The sequence below is a fragment of the Janthinobacterium sp. 78 genome (assembly GCF_003096775.1).
Lineage (GTDB): Bacteria > Pseudomonadota > Gammaproteobacteria > Burkholderiales > Burkholderiaceae_D > Janthinobacterium > Janthinobacterium tructae.
The window spans coordinates 5,555,011-5,574,788 of sequence record NZ_QENT01000001.1 but is presented as its reverse complement, the minus strand read 5'-3'; the positions used below and the strand labels follow the sequence as shown (position 1 = coordinate 5,574,788).

General features: G+C 65.3%; 14 protein-coding genes. 6 read left to right on the top strand and 8 right to left on the bottom strand.

The features are described 5' to 3' along the window. Nucleotides 1-21 precede the first annotated feature (21 nt). Both C8C92_RS24465 and C8C92_RS24460 read left to right on the top strand, forming a co-directional pair. Nucleotides 22-234 (top strand): hypothetical protein, encoded by a 213-nt coding sequence (locus tag C8C92_RS24465; RefSeq protein WP_099762243.1) that lies wholly within the window; start codon nt 22-24, stop codon nt 232-234. A gap of 289 nt (nt 235-523) precedes the next feature. Then, nucleotides 524-1,678 (top strand): acyltransferase, encoded by a 1,155-nt coding sequence (locus tag C8C92_RS24460; protein WP_116745488.1) that lies wholly within the window; start codon nt 524-526, stop codon nt 1,676-1,678. Nucleotides 1,679-1,815: 137 nt separating this feature from the next. Here the strand turns inward: C8C92_RS24460 and C8C92_RS24455 are convergent, their stop codons facing one another. From C8C92_RS24455 to C8C92_RS24445, 3 genes are read right to left on the bottom strand one after another with little or no spacing between them, the layout of a single operon-like run. Continuing rightward, nucleotides 1,816-3,093 carry a TolC family protein gene (locus C8C92_RS24455; protein WP_116745487.1) on the bottom strand — a complete coding sequence of 426 codons (1,278 nt, stop codon included), beginning with the start codon at nt 3,091-3,093 and terminating at the stop codon, nt 1,816-1,818. Further along, nucleotides 3,080-6,184, bottom strand: a complete 3,105-nt coding sequence (locus tag C8C92_RS24450) for a CusA/CzcA family heavy metal efflux RND transporter (protein WP_116745486.1) — start codon at nt 6,182-6,184, stop codon at nt 3,080-3,082. The genes C8C92_RS24455 and C8C92_RS24450 overlap by 14 nt, the downstream gene beginning before the upstream one ends. Then, nucleotides 6,177-7,301, bottom strand: coding sequence for an efflux RND transporter periplasmic adaptor subunit (locus tag C8C92_RS24445; RefSeq protein WP_116745485.1), 1,125 nt, complete (start codon nt 7,299-7,301; stop codon nt 6,177-6,179). Before C8C92_RS24445 ends, C8C92_RS24450 begins: the two co-directional genes overlap by 8 nt. 228 nt (nt 7,302-7,529) lie before the next feature. On the opposite strand from C8C92_RS24445, the gene C8C92_RS24440 reads away from it, so the two are divergent. Both C8C92_RS24440 and C8C92_RS24435 read left to right on the top strand, forming a co-directional pair. Then, nucleotides 7,530-8,210 (top strand): response regulator transcription factor, encoded by a 681-nt coding sequence (locus C8C92_RS24440; RefSeq protein ID WP_099762248.1) that lies wholly within the window; start codon nt 7,530-7,532, stop codon nt 8,208-8,210. After that, complete coding sequence (locus tag C8C92_RS24435; protein ID WP_116745484.1) at nt 8,203-9,600, top strand: ATP-binding protein; 1,398 nt, start codon at nt 8,203-8,205, stop codon at nt 9,598-9,600. Before C8C92_RS24440 ends, C8C92_RS24435 begins: the two co-directional genes overlap by 8 nt. Here C8C92_RS24435 and C8C92_RS24430 read toward each other — a convergent pair. From C8C92_RS24430 to C8C92_RS24415, 4 genes are all read right to left on the bottom strand, one after another. Then, entirely contained in the window at nt 9,592-9,900 is a 309-nt protein-coding gene (locus C8C92_RS24430; protein WP_116745483.1) for a hypothetical protein, read from the bottom strand. The two genes, C8C92_RS24435 and C8C92_RS24430, sit on opposite strands and share 9 nt — an antisense overlap. Next, nucleotides 9,900-10,622 (bottom strand): MgtC/SapB family protein, encoded by a 723-nt coding sequence (locus C8C92_RS24425; protein ID WP_099762251.1) that lies wholly within the window; start codon nt 10,620-10,622, stop codon nt 9,900-9,902. The genes C8C92_RS24430 and C8C92_RS24425 overlap by 1 nt, the downstream gene beginning before the upstream one ends. Before the next feature lie 360 nt (nt 10,623-10,982). Then, nucleotides 10,983-14,096: an efflux RND transporter permease subunit gene (locus tag C8C92_RS24420; RefSeq protein WP_116745482.1), complete on the bottom strand. Its 3,114-nt coding sequence runs from the start codon at nt 14,094-14,096 to the stop codon at nt 10,983-10,985. Nucleotides 14,097-14,099: 3 nt separating this feature from the next. Beyond that, complete coding sequence (locus C8C92_RS24415; RefSeq protein WP_116745481.1) at nt 14,100-15,332, bottom strand: efflux RND transporter periplasmic adaptor subunit; 1,233 nt, start codon at nt 15,330-15,332, stop codon at nt 14,100-14,102. Between the two features lie 395 nt (nt 15,333-15,727). Between C8C92_RS24415 and C8C92_RS24410 the strand changes: the two genes are divergently transcribed. Continuing rightward, nucleotides 15,728-18,262 (top strand): EAL domain-containing protein, encoded by a 2,535-nt coding sequence (locus C8C92_RS24410; protein ID WP_116746111.1) that lies wholly within the window; start codon nt 15,728-15,730, stop codon nt 18,260-18,262. Nucleotides 18,263-18,282: 20 nt separating this feature from the next. On the opposite strand, the gene C8C92_RS24405 is transcribed toward C8C92_RS24410, so the two are convergent. After that, the gene (locus tag C8C92_RS24405; RefSeq protein ID WP_116745480.1) at nt 18,283-19,245 is read right to left on the bottom strand and encodes an endonuclease/exonuclease/phosphatase family protein; all 963 of its coding nucleotides are present in this window, start codon (nt 19,243-19,245) and stop codon (nt 18,283-18,285) included. A 37-nt stretch (nt 19,246-19,282) separates the two neighbouring features. Between C8C92_RS24405 and ybaK the strand changes: the two genes are divergently transcribed. After that, the gene (gene ybaK, locus C8C92_RS24400; protein WP_116745479.1) at nt 19,283-19,774 is read left to right on the top strand and encodes a Cys-tRNA(Pro) deacylase; all 492 of its coding nucleotides are present in this window, start codon (nt 19,283-19,285) and stop codon (nt 19,772-19,774) included. Nucleotides 19,775-19,778 lie beyond the last annotated feature (4 nt).

Genomic DNA, 19,778 nt, shown 5'->3' with positions numbered 1-19,778 from the left:
TAAAAACTAAAGAGGTAGTAAATGGCCAAGACAAATTTCCAATACGAAAAACGGCAAAAAGAGCTGGAAAAGAAGAAGAAAGCCGAGGAAAAAGCCAGGCGCAAGCTGGAAGCGAAAAACAATCCCAAGGCTGCCGATGGCAGCGAGGGCGATGAGCCGGAAGCGGACGACGCCGACGCCGACGTTGACGCTGATCCGGCCGCCGAAGGCGACGCTCCTGCCCAGCCGCAATAATTGCCCGTTCCTGACGACCGGTGCGGCACCGCCGCGCCGGCATCTCTTCGTTCTACCTTTCCCCCTCCCGCTATAAGCGCGCCTGCAATCTGCCCTGGCAGGTAGCGTCGCCACTGCCCGCAGCTCCGGCGTGACACCGTTTCTGGTCGACAACATATCGTCTCGCTCGCGCTGCTGCCAGTTGGAAGGCAGGATGAGGCGCATGGACAACAGTTATCCAATTTATAATCAATCGGACATGTTGTAATGTTACCATCCGTGTACTATATTTTAATAAGATGCACGGCTAATGAATAATCGCACCCAGCTTAATCCCCGTCATGTCATCGGACTCGATGCGCTGCGCTTCATTGCCGCCATGCTGGTGGTGGCCTACCACTACGGTTTCTGGTTCTGGGTCAATCCGTCGCCCGTTTCCTCGCCCGGCCTGCAGCATCTGATTTCCTTCCCTGAACTGTTTTCCTCTACCCATTTCGGCTGGGTCGGCGTGCAAATATTCTTTGTCATTTCCGGCTTTGTGATCGCGTTTTCCGGCGAGCGGGCAGGCGCGTATGCGTTTCTGGTCAGTCGTGTGGTGCGCCTCGGGCCCGGCGTATGGATATGCGCTAGCGCGACCCTTGTAGCTGTGCTGATCGGCGGCGAATTGAGTGTCTACCACACGCTGCGGGCTTATTTGCATAGCGTATTGTTTATCCCGGTCGCGCCGTGGATCGATTACGCCTATTGGACATTGGGCATCGAAATCGTCTTTTACTCGCTCGTTTTCCTGCTGGTCTTGCGCGGGAAATTTGTCTGGATCAACCGCCTCGCCATTGTTGTCGGCCTGGTCAGCGCCCTGTTCTGGCTGATTGCATGGATGGCGAGCGTCGGGGATGCAGGGCCATTCGCCCAGCTGATGCAGCAATTGCGCCGCTCCAGAATCCTGGCATTGTTGCTGGTACATCACGGTATCTTCTTTGCGCTCGGCATTTTTCTGTGGCTGGCGCTGGTCAAGCACCGCAGCCGCGAAAACCAGCTGTGGTGCGTATTCTTTTGCGTCGCCGGCTGCCTGCAGATTGCCCTCACTGCGGCGGCGACGAACCAGACGACGGGCAGTGTCTTTTCAGCCTGGACGCCAGTGCTGTTCTGGCTGGGGGCGGTGGTCTGGGTGGTGCTTTCCGTGCGCAAGAATCATCGCGTGCACGCGCTGCCGCAGTGGTTTTTGCGTTTGTTGAAAACGGCCGGCATGATGACATTTCCCTTGTACCTGCTGCACCAGGTGGCGGGCGCGCAACTGATGAGCAGCCTGGTGCAAGCCGGTGCCGGGCGCTGGGTCGCGCTGGGCGGCGCGCTGCTCTTTTCCCTGTGTGGCGCATGGCTGGTGGCCGTGCATGCCGAGCCGACCCTGCAGCGTCTGACGAAGCAGGTGCTGCTGCGCGTCGGGACGCGTTTCAGTTTTGGCTAGGACGGCGATTTGCACGATGTCATCACGCCCCCCGCTCGGCGACAAATTCCGCGTTATTCACCAACGAACTGACGCGAGATGGTGCGAGAGGCACGCGACGGCGTGCGCTGGTGCGAGGCTGTCATACTTACCTCCCGCTACAGGGTGGGCCGCTGGCCGATGGCCAGTTGCAGCTGCGTGCTGGCGATAGCCACGTCGGCGCGCGCCTGCAGATAGCCCTGCCAGGCGTCGTCGGCCGAGTGCTGCGCGGCCAGCCATTCCAGCAGCGAGGCATTACCACTGAAGTAGGACAGGCCGATGCCGTCAACCACCTTTTGCGCATCGGCTAGCACGCCGTCGCGGTAGCGCGCCAGCCGCTCCTGCGCCGTGCGCAGATGCAGCTGCGCCGCGCGCACGTCCGTTTCCGCTTTCAACTCGGCCTGGCGCAAGGCCAGCATCGCTTGCGTCACGCCGGCCTCGGCCTGCACCACGTCGCCCTTGTCGCGCCGCGACAGCGGGATGGGGATGGCCAGCGAGATGGACAGCGCGCGCGAACGGGGCGACCCTTCCACCGGTGCGCCATGGGCATCGATGCCGTCGTGGTAGCCGCGCACGGCGGCCAGGCCCAGCGTCACGGTGGGATCGACGGAGCGGTTGGCGCGCACCAGCGCCGCGCCATCGTGCAGATTGTCCAGCGTGGCGCGGGCGATGCGCACATCGCTGCGTTCGCGTAGCGCCTGCGGCACGAGGGTGCCGGTTTCGCCGCCCGCAAAGGCGGTGAAGTCGCAGGCCAGCTGCGCTTCGGGAAATAGCGCGTCGAGCTGGCGCCCCAGCGGCGGCGACAGTTCCAGCATGGCGCCCTGCGCCTCGCTGCGTGCCTGTGCCAGTTCGGCCTGGAACTGGTCGCGTTCCACGCGCGACTGCAGCAGCTCGATGCCGCCCACGTCGCCCGCCTTGCGCCGCACCACGTTCGCCTCGACCACTTTCGAAAGGGCCTCCATGGTGTGCTCCTTGCGCGCCAGTACCTCGCGCGTGCGGCACGCTTCCGTGAACGCGGCCGCGGCCGCGCCATACAGTTCGCTCCTGAAGCCGGCCACCGTTTCTTCGGCCAGCGCGACATTGCTCTGCGCCGCCTTTAAGCGCGCGGCGCGCTTGCCGCCCGTCTCGATGGCCATGCTGATGGCCGGCGTCCAGGTAATGGGACGGCGTTCGATCGCACGCGGCGTTTCGCGCGCGGCGCCCAGGGTCAATTCCGGATCGGGGCGCAGGCCGGCGATGCCGATGCCGGCCCTGGCCGAGCCGATGCTCTCGTTCTGCGCTTTCAGCTCCAGGCTGTGCGTTTCCACGGCGCTCAGGTAGGTCTCGAAGGTCAGGGGCGCGGCGAAGGCGCAGGGGGCGATCAGCCAGGCTGCCAGCAGCAGATTAAAACGTGTCATGGGTTTCTCCTTCGGTATCGGTCTGGCGTTTTTGCAGGTGCGCTTCGATCAGGTAATACAGGGCCGGCAACAGCAGCAGGGTCAGTGCGGTCGCCGTCACCAGGCCCCCCACCACGACGGTGGCGAGCGGGCGCTGCACGTCGCTGCCCAGGCCTGTTGCCAGCATGGCCGGTGTCAGGCCCAGCGCGGCCACGGTGGCCGTCATCAGCACGGGGCGCATGCGGTCGCGGGCCCCTTCCAGCACGGCGTCGCGCAAACTGCGGCCTTCGTCGGCGCGCAAACGGTTGATCTGCGCCAGCATCAGGACGGCATTCAATACCGCCACGCCGAACAGGGCGATGAAGCCGACGGCGCTTGACACGTTCAAGGTCATGCCGCGCAGGTGCAGCGCGGCCAGGCCGCCCAGCATGGCCAGCGGCACGGCCAGCAAGACCAGGGCCGGCTGGCGCAGGTTGCGGAACTGGCCGAACAGCAGCAAAAACATGGCGCCCAGGGTCATCGGCAAGATGATGGCCAGGCGGCTTTGCGCGCGCTGCAGGTTTTCAAACTGGCCACCCCATTCGACGCCGATGCGCTGGTGCTCGTCGGCGACGGCTTGCGCCACCAGCGGGCGCGCTTCGGCCAGGAAGCCGGCCAGGTCGCGTCCGCGGGCATTCAGGCGCACGATGATGTGGCGCCGTCCCATCTCGCGCACGATCACGCTCTCGCCCGAGGTGGTGCTGATGCTGGCCACCTGCGCCAGCGGGATCTTCGCGCCATTCACCGCCGTGAGTTTCAGGTTGGCGATGGCGTCCGGGCTGGAACGCGTGGCGGGCGGGAAGCGCACGGCGATGTCGTAGCTTTTCTCGCCCACGTAGACCTGGCCGATGGGCGCGCCGCCGATGCCGGTGGAAATCAGGTCGGCCACGTCGGCCGCGTTGATGCCGTAGCGGGCCGCCTTGGCCCTGTCCAGCTCCACCTTCAGGTTGGGCAGCGGCGGCTCCACGTCCACCGCCACGTCGGAGGCGCCAGGGACAGTCTTCAGGACATTGGCCACCCTGCCGGCGATGGCGCGCACTTCGTCGAGGTCGTCGCCGAAGATCTTCACCGTCAGGTCGCTGTGCGCGCCCGACAATTTATCCTGCACGCCGTCGATCATCGGTTGCATGAAGGCCACCGTGACACCGGGCATGCGGGCGAAGCGCTCGCTCATTTTGCCGATCAACTGCTGCTTGTTCATGCCCGACTTCCAGCTTTTATAGGGATGCAGGCCCACGCTGGCCTCGATGTGCGACGGCGTCCAGTAATCGGTGCCGTCGTCGTTGCGCCCCGTCTGCGTGACGATGGTCGACACTTCCGGGAATTCCAGCGCGGCGCGGCGCAGTTCGCTGGCCATCTCGGACGCCTTGTCCAGGGTGATCCCGGGCGGCATCTGCACTTGCAGCCACAAGGAACCCTCATCGAGGTACGGTAAAAAGTCGCGCCCGATGCTGCCGCCCAGAATGGCAAGCGCTGCGAGCGATCCTGCGCACACCATCGCCACCCAGCGCTTCTTGCCCACCATGCGCTCGAGGAAGCGGCCATAGGCTGCCGCCAGCTGTTCCAGCACGCGGTTATGGAAGGTGCGGCGCGGCTTGCGCAATGCCAGCCAGGCCAGGCCCGGTATCAGCACCAGCGCCACCACCAGCGCGCCCACGAGTGCCGCACCGACCGCATACGCCATCGGCGAGAACAGCTTGTATTCGATGCGCTGGAAGGCGAACAGGGGTAAATAAGCGGCGATGATGACGGCCATGCCGAACATGATGGGGCGCGCCACTTGCAGGGTGGCGTCGATGGCGTCCTGCACGGTGAGGGGCCGCTCCTGTTCCCGTTCACGGCGGCGCAGCATGTTTTCCAGCACCACCACGGAGCCGTCGACGAGGATGCCGAAGTCGATCGCGCCCAGCGACAGCAGGTTGGCGGGAATTTTAAAATGGTGCATGAAGATGAAGGCGATCAGCAGCGCCAGCGGAATCGTCAGCGCGACGATGGCGGCCGCGCGCGGGCTGCCCAGGAACAGCAGCAGCACCAGCGCGACCAGCAGCATGCCTTCGCCCAAGGTATAACTGACCGTGTGCAGGGTGGCGTCGATCAGCGCGCTGCGATCCAGGTAGGCGACCACCTTGACGTCTTTCGGCAGCAGATTGTCATTCAGATCGTCCACGGCCGCATGGATGCCCGCCAGCGCCTCGGACGGGTTGAAATCCTTCAGCAGCAGGGTGATACCTTCGATGGTGTCGGGATTGTTGTCCTTGCCGAGGATGCCGCGCCGCTCCACGTTGCCGTAAGCGAGCTTGCCCAGGTCCTGCACCAGCACGGGTACGCCATCCTTGCTGCTGACGACGACGTTGCCCATGTCGCCCAGCGAATGCAGCAAGCCCACGCCGCGCACCACGTACGATTGCTGGCCGCGGTCGATGACGCTGCCGCCGCCGCTGATGTTGTTGGCGTTGATGGCGTCCTTCACCTGCACCAGCGAGAGGCCGTAGCTGTCCAGTTTTGCTGGATCGAGTTCCAGCATGAATTGCGTCGTCAGGCCGCCGAAATTGCTGACGTCAGCCACGCCGCGTACTTTTTGCAGGCGCGGGATGACCGTCCAGAACTGCAGCTCGGACAGTTCGCGCAGGGAGCGTGTTGTTGATTCCAGCGTGTAGCGGTAGATTTCGCCTGTGGGCGAGGTGTAGGGATCGAGCCCGGGCTTGGCGTCGTACGGCAGGTTCACGCTGGCCAGGCGCTCCTGCAAGCGCTCGCGCGTGAAGTAGCCATCGCTGCCATCTTCGAACACGACCGTGATCAGCGACAGCGCGAACAGGCTGCGCGTGCGCAGCACATGCATGCCGGGCGTGCCCAGCAGGGCGCGCTCCAGCGGTATCGTGATCTGCTGTTCGATTTCCTCGGCGCCCAGGCCCGGCACCTGCGTGACGATCTGCGAGGTAACGTCGGCGATGTCGGGATAGGCTTCGATGGGCAGCTGCTTCCAGCAATACACGCCGTAGGCGGCAACGAATAGCAGCACGAGCCAGACGATGCCGCGCCGCTGGCAGCAGGTGGCGATGAAACGATCAACCATTGAGCAGTACTCCTTCCTTGATGACGATGCGTTCGCCCGCCTTCAGGCCGGAGACGATTTCCACCTGGTCGCCCCGGCTGGCGCCCACCTGCACCACGCGCGCCTCGAAACGCAGCGGGCCGCGTTCGACCATCACGCGCGTCACCAAGCCGCTTTGCAGCAGCGCCGCTGCGGGTACCATCAGGCCGCGCCGCGTGGCACCGGCGAAACCGGCGTGGGCGAACATGCCCGGCTTGAAAATGCCGCTGCGGTTGTCGATGGCCACGCGTACCTTGACGGTGCGCGTCTCGCTATCGAGCACGGCGCCTACATAGGCGACCTTGCCCTCAAAATCTTTGCCGGGCCAGGCGTCGAGCGTGATGCGGGCCGCCTGGCCGACGGCCACCTGCGCCAGGTCCCTTTCGGCCACGTTGGCCGACAGCCACACGGTGGAGAGATCCGCCACCGTCATGACGGGCGCGTTGATATCGTTCCAGTAGCCGCCCTGGGCGCCTTCCATGGCGATCACGGTGCTGGCGATCGGCGAGCGCAGGACGTAGTCGCGGCGCGAGCCGCCGGCGCTGGCGCCGTACTGGGCCAGCTTGTCGGCAGTGGCCTGCGCATCGCTATTGGCCTGCTCGAAGGCCGCCTGGGCTGCCTCGTAATCCTTGCGCGCGGCGATTTCCGCCTCGAACAGGGTTTTTTGGCGCTGCAGTTCCTGGCGCGCCTGCAGCAGGGCGGATTTCGCCTTGCTATCGTCCGCGTGCGCGGCGCTCAGCTCCGCCGAATCCAGGGTGAACAGGGCATCGCCGGCCTTGACGCTGTCGCCCAGGGCGCGCTGCAGGCGCGTGATGCGGCCCGACAGGGGCGGCGTGATTTTCACCAGCTTTTCCGGCATGGCTTCGATGCTGCCCGGCGCCTCCGTCTGCGTGGCGATTTCCTGTTCCTGCACGTGCGCGATCTGCAGGCGCTGGCGCAGCGGCGACATCTTGTCGACGGTGATGCTGCCGTCGTCCAGATGCATCGATTGGGCGGGCGGCGTGGCCGCCGCCGTCGGTTTGGCGCAGCCGGCCAGGGCCGAGCAGGCGAGAGCGAGGGCGCAGCTGGCGCCCAGGGCGTTGCGGGTGGTCGTGTTCATCCCGTGTTTCCTTGTTATTGATGGTGAGGGGGCATGCGTGGATGCCGTGCCCAGGCGGGCGGTCAGAGGGGAGCGCGGGCAGTATCACTACAGCGCCGGGAAAGCATAGCAATGTGCTCCTGAAGAAGCGCCCAAGAACGCCTGAATCATTCTTCAGGTTCGGTGTGCGCACGCTGCGGCGCGGTAAAATGCCAGCATGGAAAACAAGGCGCGACGCGAAGGGCAGGCATGAGAATCCTCCTGGTGGAAGACGACCGCAAGGCGGCGCGCCTGCTGGCGCGCGGCTTGCAGGAAGAGGGCTTCGTCGTCGACGTGGCGCACAGCGCGGAAGAGGGCGAGGACGAAAGCTATGCCGTCGCTTACGACGTGATCGTGCTCGACTGGATGCTGCCGGGCAAGCAGGGCATCGATTTTTGCCGCGATTTGCGCGCGCGCGCCATCCAGACGCCCGTGCTGATGCTGACCGCGCGCGATGCCACGGCCGACCGCGTGGCGGGCCTGAACATGGGCGCCGACGACTATCTGACCAAACCGTTCGAGTTCGAGGAACTGCTGGCGCGCATCCGCGCGCTGCTGCGCCGCTCCGACATCAGCCGCCCGCTGGTGCTGGCGCTGGCCGACCTGACGCTCGATCCCGTCAGCCACCAGGCGACGCGGGCCGGCGCGCCGCTGGTGCTGACACCCAAGGAATATGCGATTCTGTTGATCCTGCTGCGCCAGGCGGGCGAGGTGGTCAGCCGCGCGCGCCTGGCCGAGCAGATCTGGCAGGCGGACCTGATCGGCATCGATAACCTGATCGACGTCCATGTGCGCAATTTGCGCGGCAAGGTCGATGTGCCCGGTCTGCCGCCCTTGATCCACACGGTGCGCGGACGCGGTTTCCGCCTGGCGGACAACGACGGTGGCTAGCTTTCGCAAACGCCTGCTGCGAGTGCACCTGGCCGTCATCCTTGTCATCGTTGCCTGTACGGCGCTGGCCGGCTACTGGGGCCTGTCGCGCGCCGTGCATGGCCAGCTCGATGCGGCCCTGCTGGCGCTGGCCGAGACGGAAATGGCCATGCTGCCGGCCGCGCCGCGCCAGCCCGTGCAGGTGCACGAGGTGGCGCCGGGCCTGGCGCCGCCTTCCCTGACGCGGCTCGACCGCCTGGTGCAGATCATCGATGGCGAAGGCCGCGTGCTGGCGCGCAGCCGCAACCTGGAGGCGGCGCAACTGCCGGCGCCGCCCATTCTGCTGGCGCGCCTGGCCGCTGGCGAGACCGTCTTCGAAACCCTGCCCAAGTTCGGCGAGGAGCCGCTGCGCATGGTGTCCATCCCCGTACCTGCGTCCGGCTTGCACCTGGCGGTGCAGGTGGCCGGTTCGCTCGATGACGTCAACCACGTGCTGGCTGCGGCCACCGTGCTGTTTGGTGCCATGGCGCTGGCCTTGCTGGCCGCCGTCGGGTTGGCTGGCGAAATGCTCACGCGCCGCGTGCTGGGCGCCATCGACGATGTGGTGGACCAGGCGCATTCGATCGGCGAAGCCAGCCTGCACCAGCGCCTGCCCCATCCCGGCACGCCCGATGAAATCGGCCGCCTGGTCGATACCCTGAACGCCATGCTGGAGCGCCTGGAACACGGCTATGATGCGCAGCGGCGCTTCACGGCCGACGCCTCGCATGAATTGCGCTCGCCCCTGTCGCGCCTGCGCACGGAAATCGAAATCACCCTGCGCCGCCCGCGCGAGGCAGCTGAATATGTCGAGGCGCTGGCGTCCTGCCTCGATGAAGTGCAGCGCCTGACGACCCTGGTGGAAGAATTGCTGATGCTCACACGCCTGGACGTGGGGCAGGAGCGCAATGCCGTGGAAACCATCGCACTCAATCCGCTCGTGCAGGCGGCCGCGCAGCGCCTGGAAAAGGCGGCAGCGCAGCGCGGCATCCGCATCGTCTTCGATGACGGCGTGGTCGTGCACGCGCGGGTGGCGGCCGGCCCGGTGGACCTGGTGCTGGCCAATCTGCTTGATAACGCCGTGAAGTTTTCGCCGCCCGGCAGCAGCATCAGCGTGCATGTGGCGCGCGAGGGTGAACATGCGCTGGTGGGTGTGAGCGACGCGGGACCGGGCATCGGCGTGGAAGACTTGCCGCATCTGTTCGAACGCTTTTACCGTGGCGCCCGGGCGCGCGCGGGCGAGGCGCCCGGTTTCGGCCTGGGCCTGGCCCTGTCGCAAGCGATCGTGCACGCATACGGTGGCAGTATCGAGGCGCAGAACCGCCCGGAGGGCGGCGCGCTGTTCCTCCTGCGCCTGCCGACGTCAGATTGACGGCGCCACGCCTTCCCAGCGCACTTGCCGCACTTGCGGCCAGGCGCCCGCACGGTTGACGAAGCGCACCAGCACGGCGCGCTGCACGGCCTGGCACAGCACCGTGGCGATCAGCTGCACCACCTGCCGGGCCTCGTCCCAGCTGCGCAGCATCTGCGACGGGACCAGGCCAGCGCCTTTCAGTTCGGCCAGCAGCAGGCGCACCACGTGGTCGGCCTGCGCAGGCGGACAAGTGACGGTCAGGCGGTAGGTGGCCATGGCAGGACCGCGCCTGGCAAACCAATGGAAAAGTTTTTTCATCACACTCCCCGTTCGGCGACAAATTCCGCGTTATTCACCAGCGCCCAGCGCACGGCCGAGACGCTGCCTTCCAGGCTCACCTGGCTGACGATCTGCTCCAGCAATCCCAGGCTGGACAAGGGCGTGAGCAGGTCGGCGCGCACTTCGATGCGCCCGGCCTGCGCCGCGTCTTCGCTGTGCAAGGATTGCAGCATCAGCGCCGGCATGCCGCTGATCAGGCGCAGCATCAGCTTGCGCACCTGCACTTCCTGCTCCGCCTCGCACACGGCCGTCACGCGGTAGATGCTTTCCGTCTCGATGCCCGCCTCGCTGCCGTGCGCGTTGATGCGTTGCGCCAGGTGGCGCAGCACCAGGTTGGCGACCAGCACGAAGCCCGTGCCGATGGCCGCTTCCAGCGCAAACCCGAGGCCGCACAGCACGCCGATGGCGGCCGAGCACCACAGGGTGGCGGCCGTGTTCAGGCCACGCACCGTCATCCCTTCGCGCATGATGACGCCGGCGCCCAGAAAGCCGATGCCCGACACCACCTGCGCGGCGATGCGCAGGTGGCCGTCGGGATCGCCTTCGAGCACGGAGACCATCACGAACAGCGAGGCGCCGACGGACACCAGCGCGTTCGTGCGCAGACCCGCCATGCGCTGGCGCAGCTGGCGTTCGGCGCCGATCATGGCGCCCAGGGTCAATGCTGCGGCAACGCGCAGCGCAAAGTCAAATACCACCATCAGTTTCTCCCGGCTGGGGAGGAACAGGCGAGTGCAAGGCGAAGACAATTCGCCCCGAAAGGGGGCAGCAGACGATAACGGTGGAACGATGAGGAGGGAAGTGGCGGCGAATGGACATCGCCGCTGGTAAAACCGCACCTTGCCATGGGCCAGGCGGGCGGAATGCGCGCGTCTTGCCTAAGGCCGATCGCCGATGGTCAATCGACTACTGTCACTGGAACAAGCACCCACGAGTCACTCCATATCATTGATAACGGGGGACAGTCTAGCCAGTGGGGCCGCTTTGGTCAACTGAAGCTCTCTTCAGGAAGCCGCCGCGTCGTCCCCGCCAATGCGGGGACGGTGAAGGCGACCGGTCTATCAGTGGGCGTGTGCTTTGCCATCGTCGGTGGATTCAGCATGTTCGCCGCCACCGAAAAAGCGCGCGGCGCGCTTGCCCAGGCTATCTAAATAGGTGTAGGCGACGGGCACCACCACCAAGGTCAATAGCGTCGAGGTGATCACGCCGCCGATGACGGCGCGGCCCATCGGCGCCTGTGATTCGCCGCCGTCGCCCATGCCGATGGCCATCGGCAGCATGCCGAAGACCATCGCCAGGGTCGTCATCAGGATGGGGCGCAAGCGCACTTGCCCCGCTTCCATCAACGCTTCGAACTGTCCCAAGCCCTCGCGCTGGCGCTGGTTGGTGAAGTCGACCAGCAAGATCGCATTCTTGGTGACCAGGCCCATCAGCATGATGAAGCCGATCACGGAGAAGATGTTCAGGGTGCTGCCCGTCATGAGGAGGGCCAGCAGCACGCCGATCAGGGAGAGCGGCAGCGACACCATGATGGCGATCGGCTGCAAGAAGCTGCCGAACTGCGACGCCAGCACCAGGTAGATGAAGATCACGGCAATGCCCAGCGCCATCATCGCGCCGCCCATGGTTTCGGCCATCTGCTGCGCATTGCCGGCCACGTCGAAGCGCACGCCCGGTGGCAGGTCGATGGACTTGATGGCTTTCTGCACGTCGGCGTCGACGTCGCCGGCAGGACGGCCCTGCACGCCCGCATAGATGGCGACGCGGCGCTGCAAGGCCTGGCGTTTCAGCACTTGCGGGCTGGACGAGGGCACGAATTCGACCACCTGGCGCAGCGGAATCATGACCGGCTTGCCGTTCGCGTCAAACTTGCTGGACGCCAGCGACAGGTCGGCCAGGTCGGCCACCTTTTGCCGGCCCGACTTCGGCAGCTGCACGTTGACGTCATAGTTTTGCCCGTCGCTGGCTAACCAGTGGCTGACCGTGTCGCCCGCCACGAACGGACGCAGGGCATTGCCGATCTGCTGCACCGACAATCCCAGGTCGCTGGCCAGTTCGTTGTTGATCTTCACCGTGGTCGACGGATTGGCACCTTCCTGGCTGTATTCCATGTCGGCCAGGCCTTTGATGGTGCGCATCTTGTCCATCAGGCGGTGTGCCACCGCATCGAGCTTGCCTTCATCCGTGCCGAGGATGGCGATGAAGATGGGGCGGTTGCCGACCGACAGGGTGATGCCGGCAATCGGCGCCAGGCGTTCGCGGATCAGCTTTTCCAGTTCCTGCTGCGAGCGGCGCTTGTGCGTCTTGATGTCCGTCAGCTTCAGGTTCACCTCGGCCGCGTTGCGTCCATCGGGCGTGCCGATATTGGCCACCAGGCTGTCGATCTCGGGAAATTCCTTCAGCGCCGTTTCGATTTGGCGCACCTTGCTATCCGTGTATTCGAGGCTGGAGCCGACGGGCGTCTTGAAGCGCAGGTTGACCCAGCCCTGGTCCGTCTCGGGGAACATCTCGCCGCCGATCATGGGCACGAGCATCAGGCTGCCCGCGAACAGGGCGAAGGCGGTGGCCAGCGTGGTCTTGCGCCAGCACAGGGCCACTTTCAGCACCTTGCCATACCAGACGTGCAGGCGGTCGATGCCCGTCTCGATCCAGGCCATGAAGCGGCCCAGCCACGGCACGTACTTGAAACGGTCCTTGACGGGGTCGCGCCAGACGGATGACAGCATGGGGTCAAGGGTAAAACTGACGAACAGCGACACGAGCACGGCGACGGCCACGGTGATGCCGAACTGCAGGAAGAAGCGGCCGATGATGCCGTCCATGAAGGCGACGGGCACGAACACGGCGACGATGGCGAACGTGGTGGCCATCACGGCCAGGCCGATTTCATTGGTGCCGTCGTTGGCCGCCTGGTAGTGGTTCTTGCCCATGCCCAGGTGGCGCACGATGTTTTCACGCACCACGATGGCGTCGTCGATCAACAGGCCGATGCACAGGGACAGCGCCATCAGGGTCAGGAAGTTCAGCGTGAAGCCAAACGCCTTCATGGCGATGAAGCTGGCCAGCACGGAGATCGGCAGGGTCAAGCCCGTGATGATGGTCGAGCGCCACGAGTGCAGGAACAGGAAGACGATCACCATGGTCAGCACGGCGCCTTCGATGATGGTGCGCTTGACGTTATTGAGCTGGCTTTGCACGCGCTCCGATTCGTCGTCCAGCACGCGCAGGGTGATATCGGGCGGCAGGGTCTTTTGCAGGTCCGCCGCCACCTTCAAGATGCCGGTGCCCACTTCGACCACGTTGGCGTCCTGCACCTTGGTGATTTCCATGGTCACGGCTTGCTGGCCGTTCATGCGCGAAATCGACAGTTCTTCCTGCTCGCCGTCGACCACGGTGGCCACCTGGTCCAGGTAGACTGGACCGACGGCGCGGCGCGCGACGATGATCTTGCCGAATTCGCGCGCATCCTTGATCTTGCCTTCCACGCGCACCAGCTGTTCGGCCGCGCCATGGCTGATGGAGCCTGCCGGCAGATTGGTATTCGTCGCCTGGATGGCGCGAATCACTTCATCGACGCCGATGCCCTGGGCATTGAGTTCGATCGGCTTCATGCTGATGAGGATCTGCCGCGCGCGCAAGCCGCGCAGCTTGACTTGTCCCACGCCGGCCACGCCCTGGAAGCGCTTGCTGATGACCTGCTCCGTCATGGTCGACAGCGAGCGCAGGTCATGCCCGGTGGAGGTCAGCACGATGGTGGCGATGGGGCGCTCGTTGTCGCCCTCGGCGCGCGCGATGAACGGGTCCTTGGCTTCTTTCGGGAAGCGCGGGCGCACCAGGGCCACCTTGTCGCGCAAGTCCTGCATGGCCTTGTCCATGTTGGTCGACAGCTCGAATTCCAGGTAGACGCCGGCGCGTCCTTCCCACGAGTTGGCGCGGATGGTCTTGATGCCGCTGACGGTGTTGACGGCATCCTCGATAGGGCGCGTGATGTCGTTTTCCACGGCTTCCGGCGAGGCGCCCGGATAGTTCACTTCAATGGCGGCGAACGGGAACTGCACGCTGGGCATGCTTTCCACGCCCAGGCCCCGGTAGGAGAAGATGCCCAGCACCACCAGCGCCACCATGACCATGGTGGCGAAGACGGGGTTTTGTATGCTGACTTTGGTCATCCACATGGCTTAATCCTTCCGTGCCAGCACGGCCGCCGGCGCGGCGGGCGCGGTGGCGGGCGCGGCGAAGGTCACGCTGTGGCCCGGCTTGACGCCATCGAGTTTGGCGACGATGACTTTGGCGCCCGGCACCAGGCCGGATGTCACTTCCGCATAGCCTTCATCTTCGTTGCGCAGGCCCAGTGTGACGGGCTGGGCGACCACCTTGTTGTTTACCAGCGCATACACGACGGGGCCCTGCTTTTCATGGCGCACGGCCGTCAGCGGCACCAGCGGCGCCACGCTTGATCGCTCGGTGACGATGCTGCCCTTGGCGAACATGCCGCCGCGCAGCGCGCCATCGCCATTGTCGACGGCGATGTAGACCAGCATGGCGCGCGAGCCGCTCTCGGTGGTGGGGTTGATGCGCGTGACCTTGCCGGCAAAGTCGCGCGCGCCGAAACCGTCGACCTTGAAGTGCACGTCCTGCCCCAGCTTGATGCGGGGGATTTCCGCGCTGGGCACGGGCGCTTCCAGGGTCAGCTGGGCCAGGTTGACGATGGTGTAGACGGGCATGTCGGGCGAGACTTTTTCGCCGGCCTGCAGGTGGCGCTTGCTGACGATGCCGGCCATCGGTGCGCGGATCACCGTGTCGGCCAGCGCGATGCGGGCGATATCGACCATGGCGGCGGCGGACTTGACGCTGGCGCGCGCCAGATCGACCGAGTTTTGCGTGGTGTCGTAGGCTGTCTGCGAAATGTATTTTTGCTTGAGCAGGGCCTGGCTGTTCGCCTCATTCTTGGCCGCCATGGACAGGCGCGCCTGCGCTTCGTCGAGCATGGCTTGCTGCTGCGTCAGGCGGGCGCGCAGGTCGGCCGCATCCAGGCGCACGAGGATTTGCCCGTTGGCCACTTGCTGGCCTTCCTGCAAGGTCGTTTCCTGGATCACGCCGGAAACCTTGGCCTTGATGGTGGCCTGGGTCACGGGCGCCAGCGAGCCGGACAGGGGCAAGCTGATTGCCAGCGCGCGCGCATCGATGGCGGCCACGTCGCCCTGCGCCAGTTCATGCACGGGCGTCTTTTCCTGCTGCTTCTTCTTGCTCGCTTGCTGTTCGGCCGCCTTGGCCGCCTGTTGCTTCGACTGCATCACCGTCCAGCCGCCGCCGGCCAGGCCCAGCACGACGAGGATCAGCACGGGGGTGCGCCAGCGCCGGCGGCGCGTGGCGGCAAGGGGAGAGGCGGGGGGCAGGGTCTCGTTTTTCATAGATTTTTTTTTCAGGAGCGGCGCAGGGACTTGGCGCCAGGTCTCGGTGCGGACCCGGCCTGTCGCTGGCCGGGAGGGAATTCGGGTAGCGCATCGCCGTGGCGGCCGCAGGCAGCACGCCTGCCGCTGTGGCCGTTCACGGCGATGCGCATGTTGCCACTTTAGGAAGATTCAAGTCCGGCCGCCATCGCCGTGCGACAGATTGCACAAAATCGGGGCTGAAATGCAAAAAACGGCGACCAAAGACCACTGCCAGCATGCATGCCGTGCATGTAACGATGCTTGCGCATGCTCAAGAAGCCGATTCGCCAGCGCGCAAGAATGGTCGGGATGGTTGCGCCACCGGACAGGCCATACGCCGCCGGTTGTCGCGTCGCCACGCCACGGGGGGCCTGATGTCTGATCGGATTGTCGGAGCCACGCCGTCGCCGGGGCGCCTGCTTGCCGCAGCCGAACCGCAGGCGGGGCCGGCCGCCAAGGCGCTCGATCTGCTGTCCATCATCGTTGCCGCCGTCGAACAGGCGCCTGGCCTGGCCGTGCGTGGCATCGACCGCGACGGCATCGTGCGCTACTGGAGCACCGGCGCGGCGCGCCTGTATGGCGTGGCGGCCGAGTTGGCGCTGGGCCAGGCGTGGGTCAGGGTGGCCGCTTCGCTGCCGGAGGCCGCCAGCCTGGCCGAGGAGGGGGCAGGCGAACTGGCGACCGTGTGGGAGAGTGGCAAGGCACGCAGCACACGCCTGTGGAAGCTGGACGCCGACGGGGCCGCGCCGCGCTGCATCTGTTCCACCGTGTTTCCTGTCATTCAGTCCGGACGTGTGCGGCAAGTGGTGTGCATCGATGTCGACATCACGGCCAGCGGCCAGGATGGCGCCGCGCAGGGCGCCTTGCTGCTGATGGGCGACAATTTTCGCCAGCTGTACGACAAGTCCGCCGACGCCATCGTCTTGCTGCGCGACGAGTACATCGCCGAAGCCAATCCGGCCGCCATTGCCCTGTTTCAATGTGAAGACCGGCCACGGCTGCTGGGGCGCCGCCTCAGCGATTTTTCGCCGCTGCGCCAGCCCGATGGCGCCTTGTCATCGTTGCGCGGCACGCAGCTGGCGGCGCAAGCCCACGCCGACGGCAACTGCCGCTACGACTGGCGCTATCAGACGTGCGCGGGCCAGCTGTTCTGGGGCGAAGTGCTGCTCACGTCCGTCACGCTCGACCATACCTATCTGTTTTACGCCGTGATCCGCGATATCTCCTCGCGCAAACTGGCCGAGCGCGACCTGTACCTGTCGATGCAGGTCATCGAGCATGCCAGTGTCGCCATCGTCGTGATGGACCCGCAGCAGCGCGTCGTCAGCATGAATCCCGCGTACAGCGAAATCAGCGGCTACAGCCTGGACGACATGCTGGGCAAGCCTTTCGTCCAGCACGGCGTGGAGCCGGATGCGCCGGCGTTTTTCGAGCACGTGTGGGACGAAGTCGAGGCCAACGGCTATTGGCAAGGCGATATCGCGGGCCAGCGCAAGGCGGGCGGGCGCTACCCGGCCTGGCTGTCGCTGACGGCCATCCGCGACTCGCAAGGGCAATTGAGCAATTACCTGGCCATCCTCAGCGATATCAGCGAGCGCAAGAAAAACGAGGAGCACACGCGCCACCTGGCCGAGCACGATTTCCTGACCGACTTGCCGAACCGGGTGCTGCTGCTGGACCGGCTGTCGCTGGCGCTGGCGGCCGCGCGGCGCAAGCTGAGCATGCTGGCCATCCTGTACCTGGACCTCGACCACTTCAAGCACATCAATGACAGCATGGGCCACCACGTGGGCGATTTGCTGCTCAAGGAAGTGGCGCGGCGCCTGGTGCGCTGCGTGCGCGGCGTCGATACCGTCAGCCGGCATGGCGGCGACGAGTTCGTCATCATCCTGGCCGAGGTGGGCGGCATCGACCAGGTGGCCCATGTCGCGTCCAGCCTGCTGCACGCCGTCACGCAGCCTTATCAGCTGGGCGAATATGAGCTGCAGGTATCGACCTCGATCGGCGTGGCCATCTTTCCCAGCGATGGCGACAGCATCGAGACCCTCGTGCACAACGCCGATATCGCCATGTACCATGCCAAGGAAAGCGGGCGTAACAATTTCCAGTTTTTCAATGCCGAGATGAATGCGCAAATCATCGAGCGGGCCAGCCTGGAGCAGGGCTTGCGCGCCGCGCTGGGCCGCGATGAATTCGTGCTGGAGTTCCAGCCCGCGCTCGATGTCGCCAGCGGGCAGATCGTCGGCGCCGAAGCGCTGTTGCGCTGGCGCCACCCGCAACTGGGCATGTTGCCGCCCGAGCGCTTCATCGCCGTGGCCGAGGAGTGTGGCTTGATGGTGTCGATCGGCAACTGGGTGCTGCAGCAAGCTTGCCGGCGCGCACGCGCCTGGCACGATGCGGGCCAGGCCTGGAGAGTGGCCGTGAACCTGTCGCCGGCGCAATGCCTGCACAATAATTTATTGCTCAGCGTGCAAGAGGCGCTGGCCGCGTCGGGTTTGCCTGCCGGTAGCCTGGAACTGGAAGTGACGGAGTCCTTGCTGATGAAGGGCGGTGCGCGCCTGGCCGGTGTGCTGGCGCAGTTGCGCGCGCTGGGTGCCAGGCTGGCCATCGACGACTTCGGCACCGGCTATTCGCGCCTGGCCAATCTGCGCCATTACCCGGTGGATAAACTCAAGATCGACCCGTCGTTCCTGCCCGCCGTGGCGGACGACGCTGCGGGCGAGTCCGACACGATGGTCGCCGCCACCATCATCGCCATGGCGCGCGAACTGCAATTGACGGTGATCGCCGAAGGCGTGGAAACGGCGCAGCAGCTGGCCTATCTGCGGGGGCAGGGCTGCCAGCAATACCAGGGGCGCTATGCCAGCGCGCAAGTCGCGGGCAGTGTTCTGGCGAGGTTGCTACATTAGTTGCTGCATTAATTATTGAACTAGTCAATATTTCCCAGCAGCTTGATGCGCGCCAGCACCTGGCCATGGTCGGAGGCGTGCGGCAGGCCCAGCAGCAAATGGTCGTTGAGATAAGTCACTTCCTGCAGCACGCCGATGGCGCGCGGCGAGGCGGCATGAAAATGCTCGGATACGAGGATGTGGTCGATCGTCATGTAGGCGCTGTCGTGGATATTCGTGTAGCCCGCGTGGCGCGCCGCATCCTGGCGCAGGGCGATGGCGTTGGCATCGTACAGGCGTTCTCGCATTTCCATGCCGGGTTCGCACGGTGCGCCCGCGCCCATGACGATGGCCGTGGTGACGGCATTGGCGATGTCGTTGAAGTCACCGAGCACGATGCGCGGACGGCTACTGTGGCCCAGTTCACTTGCCAGCACGCGCAGGGCCACCGCTTCCGCGCCGCGCCGCTGCAGCGAGCGCAGGTTGGCCAGCGCGTAGCTGGCCGCATCGTAGCCGTCGCCATGGCGGTAATCGGGCCGGCGCGATTTCAAGTGCACCACGACGACGTCGGTGAGTTGTCCGCCCGGTAAGATGACCTGCACATGCAGCGGCGCGCGGGCGAAGCGGCAGGTGTTGTCGTCGGCCGACACGCTCACGCCGGCCGGAAAATTTGTCCAGGCAACGCCGGCGCCGGCCAGCGGCAGGCGCGACACCAGCGCCACGGTGGGCAGCATGCGTCCGGCGGCGTCCATCGCATCGTGGCCGGCCAGGGCGGCTGTGCGGTAATGGCGCGTGCGCGACAGCACGTCGCGCAAGGCCGCTTGCGAGAAAATTTCCTGGAAACCGATCACGTCGGCGTCGAGCAAGTCGATTTGCCGCGCCGTCCATTCCGCCTTGGCTTCGTATTGCGCCGGGCTCAATGGGTCCAGGTTGTCATACAATTTCGCCCCGGCGGGGGCAAGGTTGCAGACATTGAATGTGGCAAAGCGGATTTCTTGCTGCATAATTAGCACTCCTCACTGAACGATCAGCGTATCACGCATGGCTAAAAAAGAGCATATTTCCGAAACCCAGGCGACGCAGCTGCTGCGTAAGCATCACGTTTCCTTCGATGAACACCCGTATCCGTACGAGGAGCACGGCGGCACCAGCGTCTCGGCGCGCGAGCTGGGGGTGCCCGAACATGCGGTGATCAAGACCCTGGTGATGCAGGACGAGGCGGCCAAGCCGCTGATCGTGCTCATGCATGGCGATTGCAAGGTGTCGACCAAGAACCTGGCGCGCGCCATCGGCTGCAAGTCCGTCGAGCCGTGCAAGCCCGAAGTGGCGCAGCGCCATTCAGGCTACATGATCGGCGGCACCTCGCCGTTCGGCACCAAAAAAGCGATGCCCGTGTACGTGGAGCAATCCATCCTGGACTTGCCGCGCATCTATATCAATGGCGGGCGGCGCGGTTTTCTCGTCTCGCTGGCGCCGCAGGTACTCATGGATTTGCTCAAGGCCAAGCCGGTGCAGTGCGCGCTGCAGGATTAAGGAA

Coding starts and splice junctions, on each gene's coding strand:
- C8C92_RS24455 (WP_116745487.1), bottom strand. CDS start 3,093: ATGACACGTTTTAATCTGCTGCTGGCAGCCTGGCTGATCGCCCCCTGC.
- C8C92_RS24430 (WP_116745483.1), bottom strand. CDS start 9,900: ATGAAAAAACTTTTCCATTGGTTTGCCAGGCGCGGTCCTGCCATGGCC.
- C8C92_RS24410 (WP_116746111.1), top strand. CDS start 15,728: ATGTCTGATCGGATTGTCGGAGCCACGCCGTCGCCGGGGCGCCTGCTT.
- C8C92_RS24445 (WP_116745485.1), bottom strand. CDS start 7,301: ATGAACACGACCACCCGCAACGCCCTGGGCGCCAGCTGCGCCCTCGCT.
- C8C92_RS24405 (WP_116745480.1), bottom strand. CDS start 19,245: ATGCAGCAAGAAATCCGCTTTGCCACATTCAATGTCTGCAACCTTGCC.
- C8C92_RS24460 (WP_116745488.1), top strand. CDS start 524: ATGAATAATCGCACCCAGCTTAATCCCCGTCATGTCATCGGACTCGAT.
- C8C92_RS24415 (WP_116745481.1), bottom strand. CDS start 15,332: ATGAAAAACGAGACCCTGCCCCCCGCCTCTCCCCTTGCCGCCACGCGC.
- C8C92_RS24465 (WP_099762243.1), top strand. CDS start 22: ATGGCCAAGACAAATTTCCAATACGAAAAACGGCAAAAAGAGCTGGAA.
- C8C92_RS24450 (WP_116745486.1), bottom strand. CDS start 6,184: ATGGTTGATCGTTTCATCGCCACCTGCTGCCAGCGGCGCGGCATCGTC.
- C8C92_RS24440 (WP_099762248.1), top strand. CDS start 7,530: ATGAGAATCCTCCTGGTGGAAGACGACCGCAAGGCGGCGCGCCTGCTG.
- C8C92_RS24425 (WP_099762251.1), bottom strand. CDS start 10,622: ATGGTGGTATTTGACTTTGCGCTGCGCGTTGCCGCAGCATTGACCCTG.
- C8C92_RS24420 (WP_116745482.1), bottom strand. CDS start 14,096: ATGTGGATGACCAAAGTCAGCATACAAAACCCCGTCTTCGCCACCATG.
- ybaK (WP_116745479.1), top strand. CDS start 19,283: ATGGCTAAAAAAGAGCATATTTCCGAAACCCAGGCGACGCAGCTGCTG.